The following is a 20,230-nucleotide window of genomic DNA, read 5'->3' as shown; positions in this document are numbered from 1 at the left end:
TGCGAGATAAGCCATAAGCCGAGTTCTGTATTCAAACAAAGTTGTACTTTTCTTTAATTTATCATAATTATCTTTAATTTAACATACCTTAATTTCTCATAAAATCTAACTTCCTTAAATTTAATTCAAAATAGTTATAAATAGTTAAAATTAATTAATTATTTCTGAAATGGGCAAAGTGTGGGCAAGCTTTTTTATGAACAAAGACCCAAATCTATGAACTAACCACCGCAATATTTTGTTATATTTTTGTTTTCATTTTATTTATTGTGTTTATTACAGAAAGATATCTAAAAAATAGATGTCTAGTTTCTCCTGGTAATACTTCCACTAATTTATCAAATACTCTCTCCTCTTCATCTTCTAATATTTCCAAAATATAATCTTCATCATTTTCATAATTTTTCTTTGACATCTAATACAGCCTTTCTTAATACAATATTATTTTACATATTAAAGTTGCAACTTATACATTAATAATAACACATATTTCCATCGCTACCAGCGATATTTTAGACAAATATTGCCATTATTTTCTTGGTGTTTTCTGTTGCTTTTTGTATGTTGTTGAATTAAATTTAATATATGATACCATATGTAAGAATTAGAGAAGTTCGCCTAGAAAAGAAACTATCTCAGACTCAATTAGCTAAAAAAGCTGGTATATCTCAAAGTTACCTTAGTGAATTAGAAAGTAATAAGAAAAGTCCAACTCTTAGGCAACTATGCAAAATTGCTGATGCATTAGGAGTAATGCCTGGTGAATTAGTATATTATGCCCAAAAAGTTCCGAACCGTTCAGAACTTTAATCACATGGTTCCGAACCACCTATATACTTATATATAGGTGATATAATATGATTAGCAAAAAAAATACTAAAGTTACTACAATAATTTCAAAGGAATTACACAAGAAACTGGCTGAGGAAGCAGCATATGAAGATAGGTCTGTAAGCAGTATGATTGCAAAAATTTTAAAGGATCATTACAACATAAAAGATGAAGATTAAAAGGATCAAGATTTAATTATCATGATCCTTTTAACTTATTATTCAAACGATCTAAATATACCAACAAGCTTTCCTAAGATCTTACACTTATCTATTAGTATTGAATCCATAGTATCATTTTCAGGTTGTAATCGTATATGATCCTTTTCTTTGAAATACCTCTTTATGCTTATGCTGTTATAAATCAAAGTTAATATAATATCACCATTCTTTGCATCGTTGACTTCTTCTATTATAGCTAAATCACTTTTAGCAATTCCTATATTAATCATACTATTATCTGAAACTCTAACCATAAATAATTCTCTATCATGCTTAATATAATCTAAAGGCAATTGAAATGTATCTTCTATGTTTTCAGCTGCAAGTAGTGGAATTCCATCTGTTATCTTGCCTATAATTGGAATACTTATCATCTCTTTAGGAATTATCGAAATCTCTGCTATCTCTAAAGCTCTAGGTTTAGAAGGATCTCTTTTTATCATACCTTTCTTTTCTAACCTTCTTAAATGTCCATGAACAGTTGATGTTGATGATAGGGAAACAGCTTCACAGATTTCTCTTACTGAAGGAGGATAACCTTTATTTTCTGTATAATTCTTTAGAAACTTATATATTTCATTTTGTTTATTCATTACTTCTTCCATTGTTTATCCATCTCTCTTCCGCTATAATTTATATTTTTCGTCATTAAAATAGAATGTATATTCGCAAGAACTATTGTTCGTATATATATTACTACTATTAGATTATTTTGTAAATATAATTGTAAAAAGCTAGAATTTAGTGTTCTAGCTTTTTTATCATTTAAAATTGATTTATTAGATATGCCAATGCATTATTATTAGCTGCTTCGACTTCCTCTTCAGTATTATTATCTATTTTTATTTCTTCATCTTTAATATTATCTAGATTAATATTAAAATCTCTTTTATTTATCTCCTCTTCATCAGGTACTATAGAGTTATTACATGCACTTTCTTTGCACTCATCGGCATTATTGTTTACACTATTTTTACACGTTGTAGCACCGTTAATTACACTATGTTTACCCAATGTTTGCACTACATTTACACTATGTTGTGCTGTTTGTAAATTATTAGTAATTATATATTCATATAGAATGTCTTTTATTGTATCTGATTCGTTATATTGATCAAAGAGAAAGTCATATATAACTTTCTCTTTTGGGTTAGCTTCATTTACTGTAAATACTTTTCTATGACTAGTTTGACATTTACTTCTCTTCTTCTTTTCCATTTGTAATACCCCAGGTTATTTTACTAGCTGCTAAAGCTCCTCTTACATTACTATTAACTGGATCATCTAGTATGAAACAATTTTTAGGTAGCTTTTCTTTTATTATTTTCTCTATTACAGTAGCTCCACCACCTGTCCAACATACATGTTTATAATGTTCAATCTTTAGATATATTTTTATTTCATTTAATATATCATTAGCAAATTCAGCTAATTGTTTTTCTGTTACCTTAATTGTGCCTTCTTTTATAAGTCTTTCTATATCCTCTAAATTGTATTCTTTATCAGAATTTAATTCCCTTATTTTTGAATAGAAATCCATAACACCTATTTTTAGAGTTTTTAATAATTTAGGTTCTCCATTCACCATAGCCACTAAATTAGTTGTTCTTCCGCCTATATCGACTATTATTATAGAGCTTGTCTTATATTCATCACTTAACGCAAAATAACTTATATACCCTTCAGGAAGTACTAATATATCATCTATAAGTACTTTTTTATTTGTCTTTTTAGAATTTTTTACTGTAAACTCAAAATTTTTGCCTTTAAGAGTATTTATATATTTTGTCTTTTCTTTCATTTCTGATATCGGCAGCAACAATGTTAAATTGGTTTTTATATCCTCAATATCATTATGAAGTTTTGATATTGCATAAAGCACTTGAGCTGTATAATCTTTATTAGTCTTTATATATTCAAGACTAAATGTTCCTCTTTCAAAATAAGTGTATTCTCCATTAATTAAAGTATATTTAAATGCATCTGGATAGCTCTCATAATCTCTACTAATATTACTTTTAAAATTTATATTCTTTTCATCTTGATTAATCCCTTTAACATTTAAATTCCCTAAATCTATTATTGATAATAATTTCTTAATTTCTTTGCTCATGATCCATGCTCCTTCTATTTTATAAATTTAGTTACTGGTTTATCACAAATAGCTATAATTAATATAATCATTAATCCAATTAACATTGTAATAATTCCGTAAACAATTATCCAAAATCCCCAGGTAATTAAAACCTCTCCAGCTGCTATTAATTCATCTGGTGTTGGTATTCTCATTTTTAATTCCTCCTTGATTTTAGGAGCAACTTAAGCTATACTTTATTTGTTAGATATGGTGGTAGCTTAGGCTGCTGCCTTTTTTATTTAGTAATGCTACAATGTCCGTTCGTACTTACTTGAATACCTTCTTGTGTTAATACAAGCCCATTTCTTCCAGTATCAAAGTGCCTTATTATATTAAATCCTATTGATTTTAAATACTCAGCCATTCTTTTTCCATCTAAATCATAATGAATATTATCAGTATTTATAAAAAACCCATTTTCTTTTTTGGCTTTTTCTATTATTTGTTCCTTGGTTAATTTATTTACTATCAATTTATAATCACCCTTTCTATGCATAGTTTATTTTTTCAATACAATCTCATTTAATCTTTTGGCTATTATTTTCACATCCCCAATTTTAATAAGTTCATTAATTTTAAATTGCAAAAGATATCTTTCATTTATAGCTAGAGAATATACTGGCTCAATATCTCCTGATTCTTCCCACTTAACTTCTTTCATTTCAGCAAATAAACTTGTTATGCAAGTATCTTTATTTTCCCTTATCTCATCTGCAACCTCATCAATAATTCTACGAGCTTCATATTTGTAACTATCTTCGTAATTGTCCCCTAAATTGTCATGCCTACTATAAGCAACAACTATTTTTTCCATTACTTAACACATCCTTTCTAAACTTCCCATCCTAACAATCTTTTTTCTAGTGAATCCCAATCATATTCCCTAGGCTGAAAATTATCAAACTTAGTTTTTGGATTCCATTTCTCTTCACTTGTAAATGCGATTTCAAAAGTTTTCTTTATTTTGTTTATATTATTAATTCCCCATAGCGTATATTTATACAAGTTACCTGCTCCTTTATCTTTTGCATAATTAAATGCTTGAACAACTTTGTCAATTTTATCTTTAGCACCTTTCAATAAGCTCTTAGCCTGCTTTTCTGTAAAACCTAATTTTATTACTTCTTTTTCTTCATCTGTTAACTCAGAAAAATGAACTTGACCATCTAGTGGTGGCTTTCCATCACTATCCACAGGATTATTTAAGAATAAGTATTTTAATAATTTATAAGTATTCTTCTTACCTACTTTGTCTACAGAGATGTATCCTTTTTTAACTAAAGACTTTATAAGCTTAGAAACCTTAGCTTTTCTTTTAGTCTTTAGATCTGCCATTAATATTTCATAAGATGGGTAAGCATAGCCGTAAGCTATGTTGTAATAATCATAGATTAGCTCTAACATATAAGATTCTTCTAAAGATAAGTTTTGATCTTTTTTGATTGCATTTCTAAACTTTAAATAATCTTTAACCATTCGGTTCACCTCTTTTCTATGAATCGATTATAACAAAAGGTCATTATCTTTTCAATACCTTTTAAAGAAAAATATTTATCTTTTCATACTTTTCTTTAAAAGTTCTTTTTTTTATGATATAATTTATTTAATAATTAAATTACGAGGTGGGATTGTTATGGCATTGGCTGATGATTCTAAAAGAACACCTTTTTCTACTAATATCCTTAAAGAATCAAAACAATTAATGGAAGAATTAAAAGATGTTACTGGTCTTCCAATTAGTAAATTAACAGATTTAGCTATTAAGGAATTATATGAGAAAATAAAAACAGATGGTGTTATATTAAAGATAAAATAAAGGTATTAGAAATCTAGTACCTTTATTTTTTTACTTAAAACAGTAAGTAGTATAAACAGATAAGTAATATAGACTTAAGTAATATATGAAGTTCCAAAAGTGAAACTTGTTTGAATTTCTAATTTTGAAACTAATATTTTATTATTAAGTTACGATTATAGAACTTAATACAAGTTTCAATTTTAGAACAAAAAAGCAAAGGGTATAGAATGCAACTTTCTATACCCTTAAAACATTAATACAATTATTATATTTTGAATATATTGATATTACTAACCACAAAAAAGATAGTATTAATTTCACCTCAATACTATCTCTTCTTAATTATAGCTTTTTACCACCGTATTATTTTTTTAATTTAAATATCCTTACTAAGTTGCAAACTCTATTGGACTAACGAATCAACTTGAACTGTATATTTTGCTGCTTTACCGAATTTTCCTGTTGCCATAGCACTATATGTTTTAGTTGCACCAGCTGGCAGTTTATTCATTGATCCTGTAGCTGTACCAATTAGCTTATTATCTGCATCATAAAAACCAACTACAATAGTAAAAGAATGCTCTTTACTATCATCATTTTTAACTTCTCCATCTATCATTGTAATTCCAGAATTTTCTTTGGCTACTAAATTTGAAAATGTAATTTTAGGAGTATCCTTTTGTTTTGATGATTGAACCATTGTATCCACTTCTACTTTATAACTATCTGAGTTGCTATAATCTGCAGTTCCCATTGCTGAGAATATTTTTGTTTCTGTAGGTTGTAACTCATTTACACTTCCAACTGCTGTCCCAAGAAGTTTTTTATCTTTATCATAGAAACTTACTTTAATAGTAAAAGTATGTTTTTGACCATCATTGCTTTTCGCTTCACCATTTACCACAGTGATTCCACTATTTGATGTAATAAGTATATTTGAAAAGCTAATAGCATCTTCTTTTTTTACCTCAGAAGATTTTGTATCATTTTCGTTTGTTGAATTCGCTGTAGCAGTTTTGGTAGTTCCACTTGTACTACCACCATTTCCACTCATTGCCTTGCCTAATCCACTTAAAATAATTAGAACTAAAATACCAGTTAATATTTTATGCTTTCCAAAGAAATTTCTTTGATCCTTACCACAATTAGGACATATTTTTGCTCCTTTTGCAATTTCTTTTCCACATGCTTTACAGTTAATCATTTTTGACATTAGATTTCCCCCTATTATTCAAAAGTTATACATTAATTGTATAATAATAGAAAGTTTTGTCAATGCCGACAATAAAACATAATTTTTCTGCATTTAGATATAGTATTAAAGTCATACTTATGTCCTTCCGTTTCATGCTTATATTCTTTATATACGATCTCTTTTTATGCAAAAAATAAAGGGTACAGGAATTTTAACTTCCCATACCCTTGATATTTCTAATAAAAATTATATTATTTTATCCATGCTCCGCTCGAGTCTACCGCATATCCATCTGGTGTAGTGCAATCCACATATAATGCTCCATGTATATCAAAGCAATAACATTCTCCATCTATCCACTTCCAGCAATCCTTAACCATTTTACAGTTTTGATCTAGATAATACCACTTTCCATTATCCTTGATCCAGGTATCAATTCTTGCATATCCATCTGAATCAAATGAGTACCACTCACCCTCTATATTCTCCCAGGAATCTTTATAATAGTATTTTTGTTCAACGTTGGTGCAATACCACCACCCTGTTGAATTCTTATTCCAGCCAAGTTTCCACTCACTATCAGCAACTTCGCCAGTCATTCCTTCTACTATTGCATTCGCAAATCTTTCTGCATTAAATCTATCACAATCTCCTTGATTTGTAACAAAACCACATTCTATTAACATTGCAGGAGCATTTGTATTTCTTAATACATAATAATTAGCAGATATTAAACCTCTGTTATAATATCCACATTGTTCAGCTACCTTGTTAATAATATTAATTGCCATTACTTTTGCACTAGAATTTTGAGTTGTATAAATACTTACTCCGTTACTATTGGGATTATCAAATGAATCCATGTGTATTGACAAGAAGTAATCCAACGTTTGTGCATTTGCCAATGCTACTCTATTTGCTAACTCATTTACATTTACATCATAAGTACAATTTACAACTGTATGACCCAATGATCTTAATTTAGATATAACTAAATTTCCTATTGCTCTATTACCATCTGTTTCGCTCATTATTCCAAAAGCACCGCAATTAAATGGATGCCCCATATCTATTCCTATTATCATTTTTCTATCCCTTTCTTTCATAAAAATTTAAAATGATAAATTAAAGAATAGCTCTATATCTAGAGTTTAAGCTTTAATTTATCATTCATTTTACCTGGTTAATTTTTTGATAAAATATTATGCTTGTACATTTGTTTTGGCTGCTGTTGATTGAATTTGTGCTAGTGTATTTTTAAGTTCAGTATTCTCTGCAGTTAATGTAATATTGGTTGCCTGAAGTTGTTTTAATAAATCAGAATTACTAATTACTGCTTCTTTACCTGCATTTACTTCACCAGCGATTGATTGACGTAATTCTGTCACATCATCTTGTGTAAGTTCAGGGAATTTAGCTAATAATGCTTTATCAAAAGCTTCAGCTTTAGATTGTACTTTTTCCTCTACAGTCTTAGAAATCCTCCACTCTTCATCAATCTTATTCCAAAGAGCTTTTCCAAAAGTAGTATAACTTTTATATTTTAATAATTTTTCCTCTACACCACTTTTATTAAGTCTACTTTCTAATACCTTTGCGATTAATACTAAAATTGTTTTTATCATTTTTACATTCCACCTTTTTTTATATTTTTTATATAGCAAAAGAACAACTTTAAAGATTGTTCTTTCATTACTCTTTTTCTTCACTTTTTCTTTTTAATATATCCACTGCATTAGTTACTGCTTCAGGCATCTTTATGCCCATAAGTCCTAAATTTTCTACTATACTTAATACTTCATTGGTCATAAATCCTATTATTGCTGCATTTCTTAAAAATCCATTTGAATTTACAACTATGTCTATTTGTACAACAACAATGATCATCAAATATATAGATATTTTTTTGACTAACCCAATAAATCCAGCTTTACTTTCAGCTCCACCTGTTGGTGTTTTAGGACTATTTTTAAATATAACTGCTACAGCTCCACCTGTGAAATAGTCTATTATACTGCAAATAATTAATGCATAAATAAGTTTATCCCATCCACCAAATAAATTTCCTAATACTCCGCCTGCAATGCATACCGTCCCATAAAAACCACCTTTAATTACATTTGCCTTTTCCATACTATTGCTACCTTCTTTCTATTTTCTTCTTTTTCTAATGATATAAATTACAACTCCAATTACCAGGATAATTACACACAATGTTATTACATCTGGAATTATAGATCTAACTCCCGTATAAGCTGGAGCAACAACATTTGAATTATCTACAACATACGTTCTATGATCTGGTGTTAATGCTCTATATAACCAATAATTACTCCATAAATCACTAACACCATTTGATGTATTGTAGTAATAATTATTACTTACTGAGTGTGAACTATAAGAGCGTGGTATATTATTTAATGCTTTTGAGCTAGTATCAACCGATTTTGTTGAATTAGTAGTTGTACTTGATTTTGATGTTGAATTATTTACTGAAGAACCACTCTCACTAGAGTTGCTAGAACTAGAACTCTTTGAGCTGCCGCTAAAACTTCCAGTTTTGAATCCACTCCCACTGGTTCTTGATACTGATGAGCTGCTACGACTTGATGAACTTATAGAAGTTGAACCCTTGGCAAATGCTGATTCTCCACTTATAAAAGCAAAAATCATAATTGTAATTACAAATAAATTTAATTTTTTAAGTTTTTTCAATGCTAAAACCTTCTTTCAAAAATGTCCAATAAAAAAACACCTTATTGGTGTTAATCTATTACATTAAATATTTATTTTTCTACATTAATTAATCCACACGTCACCTGCCTTATTTAAATTTTATGCTCCTGTTGTTGTACTTGTTTTTTCAGCTGCTACACTTTCAATTATTGCAGCTTTTTCGGTGTCGTTAATCCACCCCTTACTTACTGCAACTCCTAATTGTGCATCAGTTAATTTTTCTTGTTGATATAAATATAATAATCTTTCATACATGATGAATCCCTCCTATAAATTGCTTTGTATTAAAGTATCAATTTGCATTTGCATATTTAAATTATCTAAAATAAGCTTGCTAATTAAATCGTCCTGGTTTTCCATTTTAATCACGTTTCCACTAGCTGCATCTATTTCTTCTTGCGTTGCGGTTTCTATCCATGTAGTGCCATCCCATTTAGGATTTTTCATTGCATTTGCTTTACTCCAATCGTTTTTTACAATGTTTTCTCCATTTTTTAAAATATAACCCTGTGGAGTATTATCACTATTTAATACAATAAAAGCTATTTTATAACCTTTTTCATCTATAACTATTCCAAAATTTGTTTCCATAATAAATCCTCCATTAATTAGTAAAATAACAAAATGAACCAGATATACTGGAACATGATGTACTTGGTGTAATATAAATAACATTGCTGTATGCTATAGAACCTCCAACCATTGCATTAGATGAATTTGATAATACAAAATTCAAATTCACAGCAGTTTCGTAACCGCTTGGAAGAGTTGCTAATTGTATTTGTGTTCCTGCCGCAAAATTACTTCCATCTGTTTTCTTTACACAAATTTCGCACAAAATCATCTTTCCGCATTTAATAAGTTTACATTTCCAATTTATATCCGAATTTGTATATCCACTATTCAATGGTAAATCAATTATTGTGGTATCAATTGTAGCTATTTGCGACCAAGATGACCAAGTCCCTCCTAATTTAGCACGTTGAAAAATGTTATTTGACCTAACATCAAAAATTATTTGTCTTTGCCAATCTCCGTTGCCATCCCAAGGTGCTAATACATAAAAATCGTTATCCGTTGCATATCCACTAGGTAATGTCCCAGTACAATGCCAACCATGTTGAAAACCATTGACTATGGCTGTATCTAAATTTAAACCACTTATTCCCCCCATAGTATTTGCTTGTGGGAAGAAATCTGTAGAATGTTTATTGTCTAGCATGTCTGCATTTAAGTTAGTTTGTAAGACACCATCTTTATTAGCCTTAGATGAATTAATTGTATCTAAACTTGCTTGTAATCCATCTATATTGGATACGACATGATTATGGCTATCATCTTCTATCGTAGCAGTTATAGAAACATTTGCAGAACCATCAATTGTCGCAGAACCAGTAACATCTCCTGTAAGCGACAATGTTCTAGCTGTTTGCCACTTTGTCGCTGTTCCTGCATTTCCACTTACACTTGTTTTATTCGATACTGCTGTAGTTACAAAAGCAGTATTAGCAGCCTTAGTACTGTTATCTGTTGAGGCTTGTGTAGGTACCGTTGGTGCTCCAGTAAACGCTGGAGAATCTAACGGAGCTTTAAGTGGTAAAGCTGTATTAATATCTTTTAGTTTTGTATCTATAATGTCAGCATTACCATTAAAATCGTCTATATTTACAACATCAGTTCCTTCTGGTTTCTTCAATCCATAATTTGGTGTTGTTAACATCTATCATCATCCTTTCTATTCATAAACTTTTAAATCATTCCAAGTCTTTAATTTTGCATTATTACAGGTTAATTTATTTTCTTTTAATACATTCCAAACAGTGTAAGTATATTTAATCGTATATCCTAAATGTGCAGGTTTGATATTTTCCAACATATCTTTGAATAGCTGCATGTTTTTAGGTATGCCCTTTACCCCTACAAATTGAACTACAAAAGCATAATTAGGATTATCTTGTATTATGTTTACTTCTCCACCTGAAAAAGATTCTGCTACATTTTTGATCATTGCTTTTGTTGTAGTTCCTTTTCCTCTTTTCTTTGCATTTAAAACATTTCTTCTATCTTCATAACTCATGGTAAGGTTAGTTTCAATTCCATATTCATTTTCCCAATAAACTAATCCCCAAGTTGCTGTATCTATACAAAGTTGGTCACTGACGTCGCTTATTCTATAATTTAACCTTCCAATCTCTAAAGAATTAGAATTTTCTATTTGGTTCATCACCTTAGAAGTAATATAGTAGTCTGGCATATACTTCATAAGATCTGGAGATATTAGTTTTATATCATCTATATTATCTGATTCATTTATTCCATATGTGCTAGTTCCATATGAATTTATTCCATACATACTATACCCCCTTTAAATCATTCCAAGTTAATCCTGTTTTTAATGTAGTAGTTATAGAAACATTAGCAGAACCGTCAAAAGACACATTTCCAAGAACATCTCCTGTAAGTGAAATAACTCTAGCCGACTGCAATTTAGTAGCTGTTGCTGCATTTCCACTAATAGATGATGAAGCTGTTATAAAACCACTATCATTTGTTATTTGAGATGTTGCTGTCGCATCTAATCTCCTCCATGCTGACCAAGTACCATTAATTTTGGTTCTTACATAAGTACCATCATTATTATAATTTATACCTATTTGAGAAATCCAAGATCCTGTATCATGCCCTACTACAATTAAATAAGTCCATGTATGACTTCCAGGACATCTATTAGTACAATTGTTACCTCTATAAAAACCAGTATTAACAATATTATTACAATCTTGAGATGATATATCTATTGCAATACCACCTAATCCAAAAGGTGCAGTAACTAATTCAGTTCTAACATTAGATAAATCCTTTTTTCTCATATACCCATCACCAGTATCATATATATACTGAGCTGCATTGCTATTTTCAGAACCTCTATTGCTGTTAAACCAGGTATTTTGTATATATCCGTTACTATCTCTAATTACAGCAGTATTAGCAGAACCTGCAGTTTGTGAAGCATGAAATCCATCTACCATATCTGCATTACCACCATTCGCTGGCAAAGAAGTTGGCTTATTAGTAAAGTTATTATAATTTAAGTAATAATCAGCAGTTTGGCTATTTAATTTAAGTGAATTATCAACGCTTCCACCACTTGTAACAGTTGCTTTTACTTCATTTATTGCACCTTTTAAAGTAGCAGCCACTGTATTTAAAGTTTCAGATCCAACTATATTATTTATTTCTGTCTCTGTGTAATACCTATCATCATGTACATGAACTTTTGGAGCTTGATTATTAACACCTGAACTATCTAATGTTGCTACTCCATTAGCTGCTCCCATTTCACTTCTTTTTACTTGAGCATCGTTAGTTAAATTACTAAGTCCTATTTGACTTGCTGTTGTAGAATGTGGATTGCTTGTATTACCAGTATGATTATTCAAAGTCGTTAAATTGGCACTTATTTGTGCTTGCAGCTTTCCAAGTGCCGACAAAACTGTATCGGTTGCAGCAATTACCGAATTTGTTGCGGTGCTTAATCCTGTTAATACTGCAGCTCTAACTGCAGTTAAAAAATCAGTAATAGTTGAACTTGTATGATTGTGACTATCATCTGCTATAACTGTTGTTATATTTGCATTTGCTGATCCATCAACACTTGCTGTTCCTGAAACGTCACCAGTCAATGAAATTGTTCTTGCTGTTACCCACTTACTTGCACTTACAGCATTAGCTGTAGAATCTAGTTTATTACTTACTGTATTCCATAAAGTCCTTTCAGCACTTGTTATATGTTTTACTGCATCACTTATATGAGTGTAAGCAGCATTCCAGTTGTCAATTAAAGCCTGAGTAATAATATCAATTATAGATTTATTACCATGAGTATGCTTCTTGCTATTCATATCATCATGGTCGATTTTATCTTGTTTGCTCATCTTACCATCAACACTTGATGAAGCTAAAGGAATAGAATTAGCTGAAATTGGAATCCATGCAGCTCCGTCATATCTATAAGTAATGTCTGTATCTTTAGTATTAGCCGTCCATCCATCTGCTGCAGTTGGATAAGTTGTAGCTAAATCACTAAAAGTTGATACAGATTCTTTCCAATCTAAACTAGTGACTAAAGCACTTAATTTATTATCAACTTCATTCTTTGTATACTTATCATTCCAAATTGGAGTATTTGCATTAATTGTACCTGTTAAAGTATTTTCTGCAGCTTTTGCCCTTGTGATTTCTGAATTAAGATTATTAGTCAATGTACTTTCTGCATTGGTCGCTCTCGTTATTTCTGAATTGAGATTAGCTGTCAAAGTACTTTCAGCCGATTTAGCTCTATTTGTTTCTGTGGTAAGATTACTGGTCAAAGTATTCTCTACACCTTTAGCTCTTGTTATCTCTGAATTTAAATTATTAGCTAAAGCAGCTTCTGAATTTTCTGCTCTGTTTATTTCATCATTAAGACTATTTTGAGTATCAATAATAGTATCTTGTATGTAATTAACATCATCTGCTTCGACTGTATCGCCCTGTGTTTCATAACTTACATATACTGGTGTTGTTGATGAAAATATCTTAATGACTGTTTTCCAAGGTGCTAAAGATGGAGTAGATGGAAAATAGGTCTCTATTTTATTTCCTGTTAATTTGCTTCCCGTATATACGTTTAAAGTTTTCAAATTTATGTTATCATGCTCTAGCTCGGCTTCATAAACTCCATTAACTACTGTTATTTCTTCTTCGATAACATAAGTATTATTTTCAAGCTTATTTAATTTTTTTGTAAACTTACTTATATTCATCTACATCACTCCTAATTGCACTGTTCCTACAACTGCTATCTCCGTATCTAGCAAATTAACATTGGCTGCTAAATTATTTATCTTTAAATCTGAGTGATCTAACACACCATCTGTATTGAATAATATATCTCCTACCTTAGCTATACTTATATATGAAGTATCAAACGAAACACTTTGCAAATATTCTATTAACGACGTTTTAAATGCTTCCTGTATAGTACCCAGATTTAAGCCATTTACTATGCTAACATTTGCAGTTACATTTATTGATTTCTCGACCGCAGAAACAACTGTTACAGTTGCTCCAATAGGTGCTTGCCCTTCTCCTTCTCCATCAACAGGGTCAATATAATTTTTTACGCTATTTACCAGTGCTTGATCTGCTCCAGTCTTATTAGAATTTATAATAACTATCTTTACAGTTCCATTCCCGTTCCATAATGGTAAAACTCTCGCATTTCCGACTCCTGTTACTTCTAATGCCCAATTCCTATAATGATATTTGTTCCCAGACGTTGAAGGAGTTTGAATTTTAGCATAATATCTTTTTCTTAATTCATCATCTGATTCCTCATTATACCCATTTGAAATAGCTTCTTTATTGGTTACCGTTTGAAGTCCCGCAAGTGTTTTAGGAAAATATTTGATAGCTCCAGCTGGTACATTTCCTATACTTCCATACTTTTCACATTCAACTTTTATTTCTATTGTTTTTGATTGTGGAATAACAGCATCTTCTGTAAAAACAAAATTTACATTATCACTTGCAACTTTTTCGCCTTTAACAATTGGAGCTCCTTCTATTCCTGTGATAGTAACTGTACTATATGATTTAGTTGTTAATTTTCTATATATCCCCTCATTCTTTACTACTCTTTCAAGATCTTTTCCATTTGCTTTATCAGCAAATCTTTTATCTAACATACCATCAATTCGCACATAGGCACTCTCTAACTCAATTGCAACAGGTTTTTCTGCATCATACATAACTTCGCCTTCACTCTTGTTATATTCGTCGCTTATATTACTTAATAGTCTGGCTTGTATCACATCTCTACTATCACTCATTTTTTATCTCACCACACTTTCAGTATTTGTTCCATAAATACTTATTACATCAAATTCACAATTCAGAAGGCTTTTATCTCTTATAAACTTAAAATTATTTACTGCCTTAATGTCTGAGTTTTTTAATAAAGCCTCTGTAACAATTGTTTGGACTTGTGCTTGTATATAAACAATTGGATGATTGCTAGTTATGATTTCCAATAAAGCTGCTCCATATTTATCAACATTATCTGTATTGTAAATTTTGTACTTATTCTGTTCTGTTTTTAATGTCTTTTGTATCCACTGTTTTAATGCAGCGTAACCAGTTAATGTCTCAACTTTGCCATCTTTAACTATAAAATCCCCTGTTTCAAAATCGAAAGCTGGGGATTTACCTTTACTATTTATTGAGTTTGCATTATTTAATTTAGTTATATCACTTATAGTTTCTTGACTTGGAAACAAACAACATCACCTCATTTCTATATCTTATCAAAGGCTATGAAATATTTATTATTTAATGGGAAACATAATATTTCATCATTTTCATTTAAATCTCTTTTAATAGAAAAAGTCTGTGATTCTCCATTAACAATAATTGTCCCAGTCATTGTTTTAAGAGTTTCACAAACTTTTAAATTCTGCCCTTCTGTAAAATATGCTGCCCCATTATTTATTGAAATTTTTATTGGATCTAAAGTAACAACTTTTCCAATTAAAAAATTTGGTGGAGCAATATTCTCTCTGTCCTTAAACATTTTAGGGAGTCCTACTCTATAATCATTCATAAATTTTATTCACCTACCATGTAATAGTAATATTAACTTTATGCAAGCCTTTGTTTAGTGTGTGCTGTGCATTTTTTATTTTATAATATGCATTTAATCTATTGCCTGCATGTATATAAATTAAGCGGTTAGCTTTAATTGTATCGCCACCGCTTACTGCAACCACTTCAAAAGTAGATTGATAAGAAACTTTATTATTTTCTAATAATGCATTATTTGCAATATTCTGTGCTTGTGCAATGTTCTTATCATCTACTGTTTGTACATCACTTAAAACACCATAAAACCATTGTTGACTTGTATCTTCTGCTGTAGCTTGAATCACCGTGCTATCATTGCTGCCACTTATTACAGTTATACTGTTTTTCATATTTTCCATAGACATTTCTATACTAATATCTTTAGGCAATATAATTGTTGGAGATATCTTCATATCAGCAATATTATAAATATAAAGAATATTCCCTTGAATCTCCTTGAAATAAGTCGTTCCTTGATCTATCGAAGCTTGCTTTAAAATATCATCAATAATATCACTTCTAGTTGTGTTTGTGTAATACTGATCAATAACTGTTGGAATATCATCAATATTTACTGTTAAATATGATTCACTTGCAAGAGATCTTATAGCCTCACTTGCTGTGATTTTATTAAATTGTTTTATAGGTATTTTGCTATTCTTAAGATAAAAACTATAATCTTGACAAGTATAGCTCCATGTCCATCTTTTTTGCGTTGGTTTTAATGCAATTCCCCTGAAAATTTCAGAATCATTATTGAAAAGTTGTACTACATTTCCAGTTGCTATTTCTTTGATACTGTCAAAGCTTAATTGGGTTCCCAAGCTGTCAGAATCATTGTTCCATGATATTGTATTGCTACAATTAATTATATCAGTATTATTAACAATTAATTTATACATAGTATGACCTCCTATTGAATCCAGGCACCATCACTTCCAACCCAATATCCATCTGGAGTATACGAACTTACATACATCCCACCTTGATCACCTAGATAATAAGATTTTCCATCTACAGTAACCCATTCATTACGTGCCATTTTACAATCATCTTTAAGATAATACCAATAGCCACCATCCTGAATCCAAACAGACTGCCTTGCATAACCTTGTGGATCAAATGAATACCACTCATTATCAATCAATTGCCAAGAATCTTTATAGTAGTTACCCGATGCATCAGTGTAATAATACCATCCTGTGGTATCTTGTCCCCATCCTACTTGATAAGTTTTTGGAATTGTTGTTTCATATGCTCTCCATTGTTTAACTGATAAAGAATATTTATAATCTCCACATTTCATTATTGAATGTTCAAATTTTTCAATGCTAAATGTATCATTCACATAATAACCATCTCCTGTATTAATAACTAATCTAATAGGTTCTGTATTAGTTTTAGCATTTTCAATTAAATCAATTATTTCTTTACCATTAACTTTACTTTTGCAAAAATAATATCTATTTGCATCTCGTGGCAGCCAATCATCCCAAGAAGATTGAATTAATCCTTTCTTTTCTATAAAATTATACGGTATGTCCCAATACGTCTCAAATTCTTCATTTTTGCTCTCACTAGGAAAAGAAGGTAATTCGGGTGGAATTGTTGGAAATTGTAATACTTTTGTTCTTGCATAATCACTTATATAAATATTATAATTACTCATTAATTAACCTTCCTTTCTATTAAACATTAACCATACCTAATTGAATCTGATTGTAAATATGTTGTCCTACTTGATCTGCAAATTCTTCATTGCCTACCATATTCCCTTGAACTGTTAGATATACATGTATTCCACTATTACCGCTTCCATTCAAAATTTTATTTGTTTGACTATTTGTATAAACTTTACTTCCACCTGGCAAGTCAATTAATTCTGGACCATATTCACCAGCTACTGTTAAACCTCCACTAGAATATGGAGTACCAGTTGCTTTATATTGCCATGGATTAAACGGTACTTGATCAGCATTAGATGTATCTGTATTAGAAACATTTTCATTAATATTAACTGTTTTATCTTCTAAAGTTGTATTGTTCCATTTATCAAGCCAACTAGTTAACCAATCCCACGCACCTTTTATTGCGTTGGTTATATCATCCCAATGCGTGATGCATTCCATTATAGCTGTACCTAATGGATTTATAGCAAAACTTATAAATTTCAAGATTGGGTTATTATCAATAACGTCCCAAACACTTTTTATCCAGTTCCAAATATCTTGCCAGTGTGTAACCAATTCATAAATTGCTAATCCAAGCAGTCCAATTACAGTTATAACAACTCCTATAGGGTTAGCATCCATTGCAACATTTAATGCCCATTGTATAGCCTCCCATGCACTAGTCGCATTTACAACTCCCCATATTACTAATTCTATAGTTTCATATATCGAAGTGGTAGCTCCAACTATAACTGTCCAAGTTTCAATAGCCATTAATGCTAATTTATACGATCCTAATGCTCCAACTATAGTTATTATAATTGGTTCAATTTCAGTCCAATTATCATTTATATAATTAACCGTATCTGTTGCCTTATCAATTATATCTTTAATTGCATCCGCTACCGAATTCCAATTATCTGGTTTAACAGAATCAAAAGCTGGTTGGACACTATTCCATACTGTAGTTGCTAAATCAGAAATTGAGCTTCCTAAGTTTTGAACTGCTGGCAGATCTGTATCAATAATATTACTTGCGACACTTAAAAAGTTATCAGTTACACTAGAAATAGTTTGTTTTATGCTTGGAATTTCGTCCTTAAACCAATTTGCGAAATCATTTAAACGAGGTAATACAGCATCTGAAATTGGAATTAATACGCTTGTTTGGATATTACGTTTAATCCCTTCAAATGCACTTCCAACATCACTATACTTAATTTTATTTATTTGTGCTAATGCATCATAAGTATTACTTATTTCTCCATCAACATTTCCTAAACTTTCAATTACGTTTATACCTAAATCTTCAAATTGTGTACCAAATAATTCAACACCTATTTGACTTTGTTTTAAAGGATCTTTTATATTGGCTAAAGCTGTAATAACGTCCTCAAAAGAATTTTTCGCACTATCTCCACCTAAAGCAAATTTAGCTGCTAAATCATCTGCATTAAATCCAAGTTGAGTAAAACCATCTTGAGTTGTTTTACTTCCATCTACTGCTCTAATTGAAAACTCTTTTACTGCATCACCGACTTTATCCAAATTAAATGCACCTTCTTGTGAACCAGCTGAGAAAACATTAAACATATCTTCCGCATTTAATCCAAGTTTTTTAAATTGTACACTATATTCATCAATAGAATCTAACATTTCTCCGCTAAAATCTAATCCGGATTGTTTCCCTTGAGAAATTAAATTAAATGCTTCATCACCATTTATTCCAAATTGTTTCATTAACATAGATGCTGATCTAACAGATTCACCCACATCATATCCAAAAGTATCCCTTAGTGCTATTGCATTTTCAGTTAACCCCTTTAAATCATCACCAGTATAACCTGTTTGCTGTCCAACCTCCTTAAGAGACTCACCAATATCATCAAAATTTTCTCCAAAGTTATCATTATAAATGTCTAGCATGATATTCTTCATTCTATCCATTCCAGTTTCAGCAAGTCCACTAGATGCCATAACTCCATTTAATGACTTTTGCAACTCATTTCCGAAAGTAACCGTTTCAACTATGCTATCTTTCATACTCTCCCAAATATCCATTCCTGCACCGAATCCAATACCATGTAACATAGATTCTTTAATGGTACTAAATGCATCAGAAACTGTTTTCTTCATGCTTATAGCCTGATTTTCTGTTTGCTGCATACCTCCTTTAAAGGATTGTGTATTCTGGGCAACATTTTTGATCGTGTCACTAAAGTTATCTCTTAGATTTAATATTGTATCTATAACTTTACTTGCCATTTATTTTGTCACCTCTCTATTTTAGGGTTTTATTGGTTTAGTATTCATTAATTCATTTTTATAAGAAACATATTCTTTTAAAAGTTCTTTTTCAGTTGCTGTTAGATTCCATAAGTACTCGAGGGAATGACCGCATTCAAAGAAATAGCAGATCCAAAATAATGATCCAATATCTCCATTGCCATCCCCTCTTATTAGTTTTTTATTGATTTTCTAATTGTTTTTTCAATGTTGAACTTTTTTAAAATCAAGTTTGCTATATCAACTACATTTTCAACTCCAAAAATTTTAATAGCTGTATCTAATGGATCTTTTACTTCATGTGCCTCTTGCAAGCTAGTATTTTGCAAATATGGGCATGTAAAATATATAAATTCTGCTGCTGATTCACTTAAGCTTTTGAGATCTGTACCCATAATTAAACCATCTTTGTTGAATTTGATTGCATTTCCTTGTGCATTTAAATAATCTAAAATTTGATCATTATTTGGTCTTCTAAATGGAACACTTCCCCAACCTGGTATATCAATTTTTTCTTCATTCTTTTGTTTTCCTGACCTATCTATTGACTTGTTTAAAAAATCTTCAAAACTCATTTCATTTATTTCTTTTTTTTCATCTTTCTTATTCATATAAACTCCTCCAAAATTTAAAATTTAAAGGGAGTGTCGCAAAATGATTAAATTTTAATCAGGAGCGATGCTCCTTTTCGGT

General features: G+C 30.4%; 28 protein-coding genes. 3 read left to right on the top strand and 25 right to left on the bottom strand.

The window, feature by feature from the left end; translation table 11 throughout:
• Positions 1-241: 241 nt before the first annotated feature.
• Positions 242-415 carry a hypothetical protein gene (locus COL3_RS28665; protein ID WP_008427852.1) on the bottom strand — a complete coding sequence of 58 codons (174 nt, stop codon included), beginning with the start codon at positions 413-415 and terminating at the stop codon, positions 242-244.
• Positions 416-585: 170 nt separating this feature from the next.
• Between COL3_RS28665 and COL3_RS09255 the strand changes: the two genes are divergently transcribed.
• Positions 586-810: a helix-turn-helix transcriptional regulator gene (locus COL3_RS09255; RefSeq protein WP_008427854.1), complete on the top strand. Its 225-nt coding sequence runs from the start codon at positions 586-588 to the stop codon at positions 808-810.
• Positions 811-857: 47 nt separating this feature from the next.
• Entirely contained in the window at positions 858-1,010 is a 153-nt protein-coding gene (locus COL3_RS28410) for a hypothetical protein (RefSeq protein ID WP_008427856.1), read from the top strand.
• Between the two features lie 38 nt (positions 1,011-1,048).
• Here COL3_RS28410 and lexA read toward each other — a convergent pair whose 3' ends face one another.
• The 7 genes from lexA to COL3_RS09225 all read right to left on the bottom strand — a co-directional run bounded on the left by lexA (position 1,049) and on the right by COL3_RS09225 (position 4,665).
• Positions 1,049-1,657 carry a transcriptional repressor LexA gene (gene lexA, locus COL3_RS09250; protein WP_008427858.1) on the bottom strand — a complete coding sequence of 203 codons (609 nt, stop codon included), beginning with the start codon at positions 1,655-1,657 and terminating at the stop codon, positions 1,049-1,051.
• Between the two features lie 160 nt (positions 1,658-1,817).
• Positions 1,818-2,270, bottom strand: a complete 453-nt coding sequence (locus COL3_RS09245) for a hypothetical protein (protein ID WP_008427860.1) — start codon at positions 2,268-2,270, stop codon at positions 1,818-1,820.
• A complete protein-coding gene (locus COL3_RS09240; RefSeq protein WP_008427862.1) occupies positions 2,248-3,165 on the bottom strand; it encodes a ParM/StbA family protein in 918 nt (305 codons plus the stop codon). Before COL3_RS09240 ends, COL3_RS09245 begins: the two co-directional genes overlap by 23 nt.
• A 14-nt stretch (positions 3,166-3,179) precedes the next feature.
• Entirely contained in the window at positions 3,180-3,341 is a 162-nt protein-coding gene (locus COL3_RS28660; protein WP_008427863.1) for a hypothetical protein, read from the bottom strand.
• Positions 3,342-3,424: 83 nt separating this feature from the next.
• Positions 3,425-3,661 carry a hypothetical protein gene (locus COL3_RS09235; protein ID WP_035284240.1) on the bottom strand — a complete coding sequence of 79 codons (237 nt, stop codon included), beginning with the start codon at positions 3,659-3,661 and terminating at the stop codon, positions 3,425-3,427.
• Positions 3,662-3,688: 27 nt separating this feature from the next.
• Complete coding sequence (locus COL3_RS09230) at positions 3,689-4,003, bottom strand: hypothetical protein (protein WP_008427868.1); 315 nt, start codon at positions 4,001-4,003, stop codon at positions 3,689-3,691.
• Positions 4,004-4,020: 17 nt separating this feature from the next.
• Positions 4,021-4,665 (bottom strand): helix-turn-helix domain-containing protein, encoded by a 645-nt coding sequence (locus COL3_RS09225; protein ID WP_008427870.1) that lies wholly within the window; start codon positions 4,663-4,665, stop codon positions 4,021-4,023.
• Between the two features lie 157 nt (positions 4,666-4,822).
• On the opposite strand from COL3_RS09225, the gene COL3_RS09220 reads away from it, so the two are divergent.
• Positions 4,823-5,005: a ribbon-helix-helix domain-containing protein gene (locus COL3_RS09220; protein ID WP_008427872.1), complete on the top strand. Its 183-nt coding sequence runs from the start codon at positions 4,823-4,825 to the stop codon at positions 5,003-5,005.
• Between the two features lie 385 nt (positions 5,006-5,390).
• Here the strand turns inward: COL3_RS09220 and COL3_RS29255 are convergent, their stop codons facing one another.
• The 17 genes from COL3_RS29255 to COL3_RS09135 all read right to left on the bottom strand — a co-directional run bounded on the left by COL3_RS29255 (position 5,391) and on the right by COL3_RS09135 (position 20,148).
• Complete coding sequence (locus COL3_RS29255) at positions 5,391-6,200, bottom strand: FxLYD domain-containing protein (protein WP_008427874.1); 810 nt, start codon at positions 6,198-6,200, stop codon at positions 5,391-5,393.
• A gap of 233 nt (positions 6,201-6,433) precedes the next feature.
• Positions 6,434-7,288: an N-acetylmuramoyl-L-alanine amidase gene (locus COL3_RS09210; RefSeq protein ID WP_099716603.1), complete on the bottom strand. Its 855-nt coding sequence runs from the start codon at positions 7,286-7,288 to the stop codon at positions 6,434-6,436.
• 96 nt (positions 7,289-7,384) lie between these two features.
• The gene (locus COL3_RS09205; RefSeq protein ID WP_008427879.1) at positions 7,385-7,807 is read right to left on the bottom strand and encodes a hypothetical protein; all 423 of its coding nucleotides are present in this window, start codon (positions 7,805-7,807) and stop codon (positions 7,385-7,387) included.
• 67 nt (positions 7,808-7,874) lie between these two features.
• Positions 7,875-8,315: a phage holin family protein gene (locus COL3_RS09200; RefSeq protein ID WP_008427881.1), complete on the bottom strand. Its 441-nt coding sequence runs from the start codon at positions 8,313-8,315 to the stop codon at positions 7,875-7,877.
• Between the two features lie 18 nt (positions 8,316-8,333).
• Complete coding sequence (locus tag COL3_RS09195; protein WP_008427882.1) at positions 8,334-8,897, bottom strand: hypothetical protein; 564 nt, start codon at positions 8,895-8,897, stop codon at positions 8,334-8,336.
• Between the two features lie 120 nt (positions 8,898-9,017).
• Entirely contained in the window at positions 9,018-9,173 is a 156-nt protein-coding gene (locus tag COL3_RS09190) for a hypothetical protein (RefSeq protein ID WP_008427884.1), read from the bottom strand.
• A gap of 12 nt (positions 9,174-9,185) precedes the next feature.
• A complete protein-coding gene (locus COL3_RS09185; protein ID WP_008427886.1) occupies positions 9,186-9,509 on the bottom strand; it encodes a hypothetical protein in 324 nt (107 codons plus the stop codon).
• Positions 9,510-9,522: 13 nt separating this feature from the next.
• Entirely contained in the window at positions 9,523-10,638 is a 1,116-nt protein-coding gene (locus COL3_RS09180) for a pyocin knob domain-containing protein (protein WP_008427888.1), read from the bottom strand.
• A 15-nt stretch (positions 10,639-10,653) separates the two neighbouring features.
• Complete coding sequence (locus COL3_RS09175; RefSeq protein WP_008427890.1) at positions 10,654-11,271, bottom strand: YmfQ family protein; 618 nt, start codon at positions 11,269-11,271, stop codon at positions 10,654-10,656.
• Between the two features lies 1 nt (position 11,272).
• A complete protein-coding gene (locus COL3_RS29250) occupies positions 11,273-13,723 on the bottom strand; it encodes a pyocin knob domain-containing protein (protein WP_008427892.1) in 2,451 nt (816 codons plus the stop codon).
• Positions 13,724-14,791 (bottom strand): baseplate J/gp47 family protein, encoded by a 1,068-nt coding sequence (locus COL3_RS09165; protein WP_008427895.1) that lies wholly within the window; start codon positions 14,789-14,791, stop codon positions 13,724-13,726.
• A gap of 3 nt (positions 14,792-14,794) precedes the next feature.
• Entirely contained in the window at positions 14,795-15,238 is a 444-nt protein-coding gene (locus COL3_RS09160) for a DUF2634 domain-containing protein (protein ID WP_008427897.1), read from the bottom strand.
• Positions 15,239-15,255: 17 nt separating this feature from the next.
• Positions 15,256-15,561, bottom strand: a complete 306-nt coding sequence (locus COL3_RS09155; RefSeq protein ID WP_035284243.1) for a DUF2577 family protein — start codon at positions 15,559-15,561, stop codon at positions 15,256-15,258.
• Between the two features lie 13 nt (positions 15,562-15,574).
• A complete protein-coding gene (locus COL3_RS09150; RefSeq protein WP_008427902.1) occupies positions 15,575-16,483 on the bottom strand; it encodes a hypothetical protein in 909 nt (302 codons plus the stop codon).
• 11 nt (positions 16,484-16,494) lie between these two features.
• On the bottom strand, positions 16,495-17,250 hold the full coding sequence (locus COL3_RS09145; RefSeq protein ID WP_008427903.1) for a hypothetical protein: 756 nt from the start codon (positions 17,248-17,250) through the stop codon (positions 16,495-16,497).
• A 19-nt stretch (positions 17,251-17,269) separates the two neighbouring features.
• On the bottom strand, positions 17,270-19,516 hold the full coding sequence (locus tag COL3_RS09140) for a phage tail tape measure protein (RefSeq protein WP_008427905.1): 2,247 nt from the start codon (positions 19,514-19,516) through the stop codon (positions 17,270-17,272).
• Between the two features lie 194 nt (positions 19,517-19,710).
• Positions 19,711-20,148 (bottom strand): hypothetical protein, encoded by a 438-nt coding sequence (locus COL3_RS09135; protein ID WP_008427908.1) that lies wholly within the window; start codon positions 20,146-20,148, stop codon positions 19,711-19,713.
• Positions 20,149-20,230: the final 82 nt, after the last annotated feature.

It is taken from the genome of Clostridium sp. LS, assembly GCF_002760435.1.
Taxonomy (GTDB): domain Bacteria; phylum Bacillota; class Clostridia; order Clostridiales; family Clostridiaceae; genus Clostridium.
The sequence above is the reverse complement of the archived record's forward strand: the minus strand, read 5'-3'. Positions and strand labels throughout refer to the sequence as shown.

What these genes read in the sequence shown, in the direction of transcription:
- COL3_RS28665 (WP_008427852.1), bottom strand. Translation starts at nt 415, where the DNA reads ATGTCAAAGAAAAATTATGAAAATGATGAAGATTATATTTTGGAAATA.
- COL3_RS09255 (WP_008427854.1), top strand. Translation starts at nt 586, where the DNA reads ATGATACCATATGTAAGAATTAGAGAAGTTCGCCTAGAAAAGAAACTA.
- COL3_RS28410 (WP_008427856.1), top strand. Translation starts at nt 858, where the DNA reads ATGATTAGCAAAAAAAATACTAAAGTTACTACAATAATTTCAAAGGAA.
- lexA (WP_008427858.1), bottom strand. Translation starts at nt 1,657, where the DNA reads ATGGAAGAAGTAATGAATAAACAAAATGAAATATATAAGTTTCTAAAG.
- COL3_RS09245 (WP_008427860.1), bottom strand. Translation starts at nt 2,270, where the DNA reads ATGGAAAAGAAGAAGAGAAGTAAATGTCAAACTAGTCATAGAAAAGTA.
- COL3_RS09240 (WP_008427862.1), bottom strand. Translation starts at nt 3,165, where the DNA reads ATGAGCAAAGAAATTAAGAAATTATTATCAATAATAGATTTAGGGAAT.
- COL3_RS28660 (WP_008427863.1), bottom strand. Translation starts at nt 3,341, where the DNA reads ATGAGAATACCAACACCAGATGAATTAATAGCAGCTGGAGAGGTTTTA.
- COL3_RS09230 (WP_008427868.1), bottom strand. Translation starts at nt 4,003, where the DNA reads ATGGAAAAAATAGTTGTTGCTTATAGTAGGCATGACAATTTAGGGGAC.
- COL3_RS09225 (WP_008427870.1), bottom strand. Translation starts at nt 4,665, where the DNA reads ATGGTTAAAGATTATTTAAAGTTTAGAAATGCAATCAAAAAAGATCAA.
- COL3_RS09220 (WP_008427872.1), top strand. Translation starts at nt 4,823, where the DNA reads ATGGCATTGGCTGATGATTCTAAAAGAACACCTTTTTCTACTAATATC.
- COL3_RS29255 (WP_008427874.1), bottom strand. Translation starts at nt 6,200, where the DNA reads ATGTCAAAAATGATTAACTGTAAAGCATGTGGAAAAGAAATTGCAAAA.
- COL3_RS09210 (WP_099716603.1), bottom strand. Translation starts at nt 7,288, where the DNA reads ATGAAAGAAAGGGATAGAAAAATGATAATAGGAATAGATATGGGGCAT.
- COL3_RS09205 (WP_008427879.1), bottom strand. Translation starts at nt 7,807, where the DNA reads ATGATAAAAACAATTTTAGTATTAATCGCAAAGGTATTAGAAAGTAGA.
- COL3_RS09200 (WP_008427881.1), bottom strand. Translation starts at nt 8,315, where the DNA reads ATGGAAAAGGCAAATGTAATTAAAGGTGGTTTTTATGGGACGGTATGC.
- COL3_RS09190 (WP_008427884.1), bottom strand. Translation starts at nt 9,173, where the DNA reads ATGTATGAAAGATTATTATATTTATATCAACAAGAAAAATTAACTGAT.
- COL3_RS09185 (WP_008427886.1), bottom strand. Translation starts at nt 9,509, where the DNA reads ATGGAAACAAATTTTGGAATAGTTATAGATGAAAAAGGTTATAAAATA.
- COL3_RS09180 (WP_008427888.1), bottom strand. Translation starts at nt 10,638, where the DNA reads ATGTTAACAACACCAAATTATGGATTGAAGAAACCAGAAGGAACTGAT.
- COL3_RS09175 (WP_008427890.1), bottom strand. Translation starts at nt 11,271, where the DNA reads ATGTATGGAATAAATTCATATGGAACTAGCACATATGGAATAAATGAA.
- COL3_RS29250 (WP_008427892.1), bottom strand. Translation starts at nt 13,723, where the DNA reads ATGAATATAAGTAAGTTTACAAAAAAATTAAATAAGCTTGAAAATAAT.
- COL3_RS09165 (WP_008427895.1), bottom strand. Translation starts at nt 14,791, where the DNA reads ATGAGTGATAGTAGAGATGTGATACAAGCCAGACTATTAAGTAATATA.
- COL3_RS09155 (WP_035284243.1), bottom strand. Translation starts at nt 15,561, where the DNA reads ATGAATGATTATAGAGTAGGACTCCCTAAAATGTTTAAGGACAGAGAG.
- COL3_RS09150 (WP_008427902.1), bottom strand. Translation starts at nt 16,483, where the DNA reads ATGTATAAATTAATTGTTAATAATACTGATATAATTAATTGTAGCAAT.
- COL3_RS09145 (WP_008427903.1), bottom strand. Translation starts at nt 17,250, where the DNA reads ATGAGTAATTATAATATTTATATAAGTGATTATGCAAGAACAAAAGTA.
- COL3_RS09140 (WP_008427905.1), bottom strand. Translation starts at nt 19,516, where the DNA reads ATGGCAAGTAAAGTTATAGATACAATATTAAATCTAAGAGATAACTTT.
- COL3_RS09135 (WP_008427908.1), bottom strand. Translation starts at nt 20,148, where the DNA reads ATGAATAAGAAAGATGAAAAAAAAGAAATAAATGAAATGAGTTTTGAA.